Origin of the sequence: Arenibacter arenosicollis, from assembly GCF_014397245.1 — a bacterium.
GTDB lineage: Bacteria > Bacteroidota > Bacteroidia > Flavobacteriales > Flavobacteriaceae > Arenibacter > Arenibacter arenosicollis.
The window spans coordinates 192,578-199,582 of record NZ_JACLHY010000009.1; the positions used below are offsets into that span (position 1 = coordinate 192,578).

6 protein-coding genes are annotated in these 7,005 nt (G+C 36.7%); 5 read left to right on the forward strand and 1 reads right to left on the reverse strand.

Annotated elements, in window-relative coordinates:
• Positions 1-15 precede the first annotated feature (15 nt).
• From H4O18_RS11190 to H4O18_RS11205, 4 genes are all read left to right on the forward strand, one after another.
• Complete coding sequence (locus tag H4O18_RS11190) at positions 16-495, forward strand: DUF305 domain-containing protein (protein WP_187584542.1); 480 nt, start codon at positions 16-18, stop codon at positions 493-495.
• A gap of 18 nt (positions 496-513) precedes the next feature.
• Entirely contained in the window at positions 514-2,250 is a 1,737-nt protein-coding gene (locus H4O18_RS11195) for an efflux RND transporter periplasmic adaptor subunit (protein ID WP_187584544.1), read from the forward strand.
• A gap of 297 nt (positions 2,251-2,547) precedes the next feature.
• A complete protein-coding gene (locus H4O18_RS11200) occupies positions 2,548-4,248 on the forward strand; it encodes a GMC oxidoreductase (protein WP_187584545.1) in 1,701 nt (566 codons plus the stop codon).
• Positions 4,249-4,257: 9 nt separating this feature from the next.
• Positions 4,258-4,893, forward strand: coding sequence for a gluconate 2-dehydrogenase subunit 3 family protein (locus tag H4O18_RS11205; protein ID WP_187584546.1), 636 nt, complete (start codon positions 4,258-4,260; stop codon positions 4,891-4,893).
• Positions 4,894-4,970: 77 nt separating this feature from the next.
• On the opposite strand, the gene H4O18_RS11210 is transcribed toward H4O18_RS11205, so the two are convergent.
• Positions 4,971-5,378 carry a response regulator gene (locus H4O18_RS11210; protein WP_187584548.1) on the reverse strand — a complete coding sequence of 136 codons (408 nt, stop codon included), beginning with the start codon at positions 5,376-5,378 and terminating at the stop codon, positions 4,971-4,973.
• 794 nt (positions 5,379-6,172) lie between these two features.
• On the opposite strand from H4O18_RS11210, the gene H4O18_RS11215 reads away from it, so the two are divergent.
• Positions 6,173-6,385, forward strand: coding sequence for a hypothetical protein (locus H4O18_RS11215; RefSeq protein ID WP_187584550.1), 213 nt, complete (start codon positions 6,173-6,175; stop codon positions 6,383-6,385).
• The last annotated feature ends 620 nt before the right edge of the window (positions 6,386-7,005 follow it).

Genomic DNA, 7,005 nt, shown 5'->3' on the forward strand with positions numbered 1-7,005 from the left:
TTAAAACCTATAACAATGGAAAATAAAGATAGAAATAGTGATAACCAATACACAAAATTTGTTTTAATGTTGGCTGCATCATTTGTAGCCATGTACATTACAATGTATTTAAACTCCTACCAAATAGATCATGTATATTTTAGTCTTACACGTTTCTATATGAGCTGTTTGGGCATTTCTGCAATGGCGATAATTATGTTTGTTGCAATGCGTAGTATGTACAGGAATAATAAGAAAAACATTGCCATTGTACTGGGGAGTATAGTTCTTTTTACCACTGCACTGACGCTGGTAAGAGCACAAGCTCCTATTATTGGAGATGTGCTATGGATGAAAGCTATGATACCGCATCATTCCATAGCCATTTTGACCAGTGAGCGGGCCGACATTAAAGATCCAGAGGTCAAAAAGTTGGCAGAAGATATCATTAAAGCCCAAAAAAAAGAGATTGAGGAAATGAAGGCAATGATAAACAGATTGGAAAATAATAAATAATACCCTGAAAAAAATATCATGAATAAAAACATTTTATACATTGGGATAGCCGTGATTGCCGGTTTACTTGCCGGGTATCTCATTTTTGGAGGATCAACACAAACATCCAATACAGATACAGAGAATTCCAATATTTCGGATGATCACGATCACTCAGGAGAATCCATGGTCCAAATGTGGACCTGTTCTATGCACCCGCAGATTATGCAACCTGAGTCAGGGGACTGTCCTATTTGTGGTATGGATCTGATACCAGCGGAAACAAGTGCTGACGGACTTGCCATGAACGAAATAAAAATGACCAAGAATGCTATGGCCTTGGCAAACGTTCAAACGGTAAAAGTCGGTAATACTTCTTCTGATAGGGAAAATGCTGTTTCCTTATCAGGTACAATAAAATTGAACGAGGAAGCGAATGCTATTCAGGCCAGCTATTTTGATGGTAGGATAGAACGTCTCAATATAGACTATGTTGGTCAAGAGGTGAAAAAAGGTCAACTGTTGGCTACCATATATGCACCCAATCTTGTTGCAGCTCAGCAAGAATTGATTACTGCTGCATCCTTAAAGGAATCACAGCCGGAATTATATAGAGCTGTGCGCAATAAGTTGCAACTTTGGAAGCTTACGGAAAGGCAAATCAATAGCATTGAGGATACAGGAAAAGTACTGGAAAACTTCCCAATTTATGCAACCGTTTCGGGTACGGTTTCTGAGAAACTGGCTTCGGAAGGGGACTATGTTAAACAAGGGCAGCCTATCTTAAAGGTAAGTAACTTAAATTCGGTTTGGGCCGAATTCGACGTTTATGAGAATCAAATAGCACAATTTAAGGTAGGTCAAAAAATTAAAATAATTTCCAATGCCTATCCCAACAAAGTGTTTGATGCAAGTGTTTCCTTTATAGACCCTGTTCTAAATACAAGAACCAGAACGGTTGCCATTCGCGCTGTATTGCAGAATAATGACCGATTGTTCAAACCTGGAATGTTCGTGTCTGGGAAAATTGAAAGTTCTACAACCAGTCCATCTGGGCAATTAAGCATTCCTGCTACTGCCGTTATGTGGACAGGGGAACGTTCATTGGTTTATATTAAGACCAATCCCAACGAACCTGTATTTGAAATGAGGGAAATTACCCTTGGCAATAGAAATGGAGACGATTTTACTGTCGTTTCCGGGTTGGAAAATGGCGATGAAATCGTAACCAATGGAACCTATACCGTAGATGCAGCTGCGCAGTTACAAGGTAAAAAATCCATGATGAATAAGGACAGGTTAACAGCTGAGTCAGAAGCGCCTATAATGAAAATAGAATTGCCCCAAGCATTTCAAGTTAGTTTTAGAGCTGCCCTAGATCATTATATTGATATGAAGGATGCCTTTGTAGAAAGTAATTCAAAGCAGGTTTCTGTTTATGCAAAATCTACTTCCCAAAAACTAAAAACGATAAACTTGGAAGGATTAGGCAAAATGGAAAAAACTCACCTAACCAAGAGTATTAAAATGCTGGATGCCATTGGGGATAACCCAAACTTAGAAAACCAGCGTGCGCACTTCGTTATGCTAAATGAAAATTTTGTTCCCTTGGCAAAGAATATTGATGGGTTAAACGAAAGATTATACATAAAAAAATGTCCAATGGCCAATAACAATAAGGGGGCATTTTGGCTTAGCAACCAAAAGGAAATTCGCAATCCGTATTATGGAGAGCAAATGATGACCTGTGGTAGTATAATAGATTCAATTCAGTAAATAGAAAAATGCGGGAAATTCGTCAATATGATTTCCTTCTCCTGACTTAACTCACCCATAGATATTTCTTTTTATTTTGATTTACGGTACAGTACAGGACAGCCGTATATAATAATTTTTCTAAATTGTGCTTTTGTTAAAAAAATTGGGGTTGTGAAACAACGAAAAAAACTCGTGTTATAAATTGGAATAATTAGAGTAGGCAAGTTGTATGTGAATGCGCAACAACAGTTGTTACATTGATTACACAGATTCTTAAATGAACCTAATAACAAATTCACTAATATAATATTATACATGTGCGTAGAATCATTAAAAGACACCTATGATGCCATTGTTGTAGGAACTGGAATAAGCGGTGGTTGGGCCGCGAAGGAGCTTTGCGAAAAAGGTCTCAAAACACTGGTCCTGGAACGGGGAAGAATGGTAGAACATATTGTTGATTATCCCACAATGCACCTTGATCCCTGGGATATGGAAAATGGAGGGGAGACTCCTGCAGAAGTAATGGCAAAATACCCCAAACAATCCCGTTGGGGTTTTGATGAAACATCTCGCCATTTCTTTAATAAGGATGAAGATTATGATTATGACGAAGTAAAACGATTCGACTGGATCAGGGGTACTCAAGTAGGTGGCCGTTCTCTAATCTGGGGTAAACAAACCTATCGCTGGTCCGATTTGGATTTCGAAGCAAATGCAAAAGAAGGGATTGGCGTAGATTGGCCTATTCGATATAAAGATATAGAACCTTGGTACGGGTACGTAGAAAAACATGTAGGTATCAGCGGTGAAGCACTGGGACTACCCCAACTACCTGATAGCGTTTTCCTAAAGCCCATGGAACTCAATTGTGCGGAAGAGCATTTAAAAAAAGGGATATTAAACAGTTATGAGGACAGGGTTCTGACTATTGGCAGAGTAGCGCATATTACAGAAGGCACAAAGCCCGGTTCAGGAAGGGGAAATTGTCAATTTAGAAATCGATGCAAAAGAGGATGTCCTTATGGTGCATATTTCAGTTCCAATTCCTCAACTCTACCTATGGCCGAAGCCACAGGGAATATGACGATCAGACCCAATTCCATTGTTTTTGAGGTAATGTATGATAAGGATAAAAAGAAAGCCACTGGAGTTCGGATTGTGGATGCCGATACCAAGGAAGTAATAGAATACAAGGCAAAAATAATTTTCTTATGTGCCTCGTCCATGGCTTCAACGGCAATTCTAATGCAATCAAAGTCTGATGCTTTTCCAAATGGAATGGGTAATGCTAGTGGAGAATTGGGGCATAACGTCATGGATCACCAATTGGGAGGTGGAGCTACAGGGAAAATTGACGGATTTCATGATAAGTATTATACTGGTCGAAGACCTAACGGTTTTTATATACCAAGATTTAGAAACATAGATTCGAAATCCGCAAAGGTTGATTTCCTTAGGGGCTACGGATACCAAGGAGGGGCAAGCCGGAATGATTATGGAGGAATAATTGCCGAGTATGCCTATGGGGAAGAGCTTAAAAAGTCGATACTTGAACCAGGGGAATGGCGAATAAATCTCGGTGGTTTTGGAGAAGTTCTACCATATCATGAAAATCACATGTTTCTCGATTACGAAAAACTGGACAAGTATGGTTTACCTACCATAGTTTTTGATGCAGAGTTCAAGGAAAATGAAAAACTTATGAAAAAGGATTGGATCATTCAAGCCCAAGAAATGTTGGAAAGTGCAGGATTTAAGGATGTAGAGGCTAGAAATAGAAAGACCTACATTGGCGGTGGAATACATGAGATGGGAACGGCTCGAATGGGTCATGACCCAAAAACATCAGTTTTGAACAAATACAATCAACTGCATGAAGTACCAAATGTATATGTTACCGATGGTGCATGTATGACATCTTCTGCCAATCAAAACCCTTCACTGACCTATATGGCATTGACGGCAAGGGCGGCAAATCATGCAGTGGAAGAATTGAAGAAGTTAAACTTATAATTTCGAATTATGCAAAGAAGACAAGCACTTAAAAATATAGGTTTATCCATAGGTGGTATTACAATGTCCTCCACTATTGTGGGTCTTATCCAGAGTTGCGGTTCCAAAACAACAACATGGACTCCATTATTTTTTTCGGAAGATGAGGCCGAATTGGTGGCAAAGACCTTAGAGGTAATTTTACCTCCAACTCCAGATGTGCCGGGTGCAAATGATCTAAATTTAACCCAATTCTTGGATGGATATATAGATAAGATATCTACCAAAATCGAGAAGGAGGATATAAAAGAAGGGGTAGGGGTGTATTTGTCATCCACTTTGGACCTTTTGCAAAAGAGCAATGTCGGTAATCTAACCTCCGAGGATATTGATGGGCGGTTGGCTTTTTATTTAATAGCTGCCAGTACCCGCCAACGTGAGTGGGAAAAAGAAAAAAGGGCTTCCGCAACAGACAAAAACAGTACGCCTTCACAGGACGCCATATGTTTTAGCTTTCTAAAGTTATTAAGGGATAAGGGAATTTTTGCGTTTAAAATTTCCGAGCACATTGGAAAAAATGTACTTGCGTATAAGGCTATACCAGGTGAGCAAAAAGGATGTGTAAACCTAGAGGAGACTACACAAGGGAAGGCCTGGTCCATGTAACTCACTATATCCCACAATAAATAGCCCCGTAGACTTAGGTTTACGGGGCTATTTAATTGAGATAGATGAACTGTGGTCTAATTGACGAGGCTCAACCAATAATACTTGATTTCCCGAAATACTTTCAAAAACTCCTTAATCTCAAGGGGTTTGGAAATATAACAACAAGTATGCCTGTTAAAATGAGGTTGTATTTCGGATCCTGACGAAGTCATTATTATAACTGGAATATAAAAATTATTCAGTTTACTTATTTTAGATAAAATATTGACTCCGTTAATCATAATAAGTTCCTCATTGGCAATAATTAAATCCGGGATTTCGTTATTCTTATCTTGTAGCACACTTTCAATATGCACTATTGCCTCAATACCATCCTCTAAAAGATTAATATTACAAGGTCCTCCGTTTTGTTGGAGGGACTCTTTTATTAATATGGCATCAAGCATACAATTTTCGATCAATAAGACATTCTTGGTATTCATGGGGGATAAATTTCCATTATAATTTGGTGAAATACTTTAACTTCAAATATGGAGATTTATTCTAATTAACACCAATAATTTCGGGTTTTTTCGTTAAAATGTCCCTCTTGCCATCGAGGCCTATTCTCCCCCTTATCGGTTTAGCGTTCCTTTAGCAATAAACCAATTTCTAAGAAGATGATACCCATGATATTACAATCCTGATTAACATTAAATATCCAACAACAACTTATTGCAATTATGATACATTGTTTCGTGCTTTAAACTCTTCAATTTTTATCTGGAGCAGTTTTAAGCTCTTGTTAAAACTTCTTTTGGTTTTGGAAGTGTGGTCGTCTTTAAAATTTATAACAAAATTTTGGTCAAAACCATCTTTGTTTCGAATAGTAGTCCGATTTATATTTCCGTTAAATTGAAATTGTTGAATATCCTTTGAGAATTGGTTTTTTGGTTCGTTAACTGATCCGAATATGAAGAATATTGTAAATGCCGCGGTAAAACCACAAAAAAACGGAATAATCATTTCTAATGAAAAAATCATAGCTGAATAAAGGTATAGTTGACGACGTGAAAGTAAACATGGGGTTTCAATTACATTAATTCAAATGAATAAACAATTGAACGAAACGACACAACACATTACAATGACCACCTAATAACACAGTCCTAATAGCAAATACCGTTGTTAATTTTTGTTGAAAAAGGTAAAGAATAATGCGATTGTGTTAACAAGAATTTTGTGCCAATATTATTTTTATATCACAATTTTTACTGTGTTATGTAATAAATATAAAATGAAGAGATCTATACTTTTATTTGGCTTGTACCTGTTGGCAATAGGAGGGTATATAATAAATCGGGATGTACTACCGGTTGATAATAAGTTTTACAGAGTTGAGAAAATTAGCAAATATGACGATGGTGCTCTCCAAAATTTAACGGAAAATACTAAAGAAGAAATGGAAAAAGCTAAGGAGGACTTTTATAATATTTCAGAAAATAATTAACCCTTTTTTACAACAAATCACTTTTTTAGGAAATTATGGCGTAGCTATTATAACGACCTTTAGATTGAGATATAAACCAAATTAGGGTTGTCAATCAAAAATTCGCAATTTATCAATGACACAAACCTCTTCTTACACTAGCGCAATCTTCTTAAATGCGATTAACTAAAGTCAGCCTCATATTTTCGCCTTTTCCACCTAAAAATATTATAAAATAATCGAAAAAAACTATAAATAAATTGTCCTATAAAAATTTGAAATTTGATTACTCAAAATAAAATAATTGTAAACAGATTAAATATGAAAAATATGTCACCAGAAAATTTAACAGGAATTAAAAGATCCATGGGAACAATGCCCAATCAAGAAAAACCAAAATATTCTTCATATAATGACTTTAAAATAGACAAACCAAAAGGTTGTCGACATTTTCATTACAATAGGGACATTACGTGGTAATGTTCAAATTCTTAATTTAGTGAATCTCTTTTATTGTCTAGTCCTAAATAACCGTTACGGTTTATAGGATTAAAAATAGTTAATTAAGCTCAACGGCCATAGTGCCGTTGAGCTTTTGTGATTTATATGTTCTCATTGTTATCTCTTGTTGGCCGTGCATC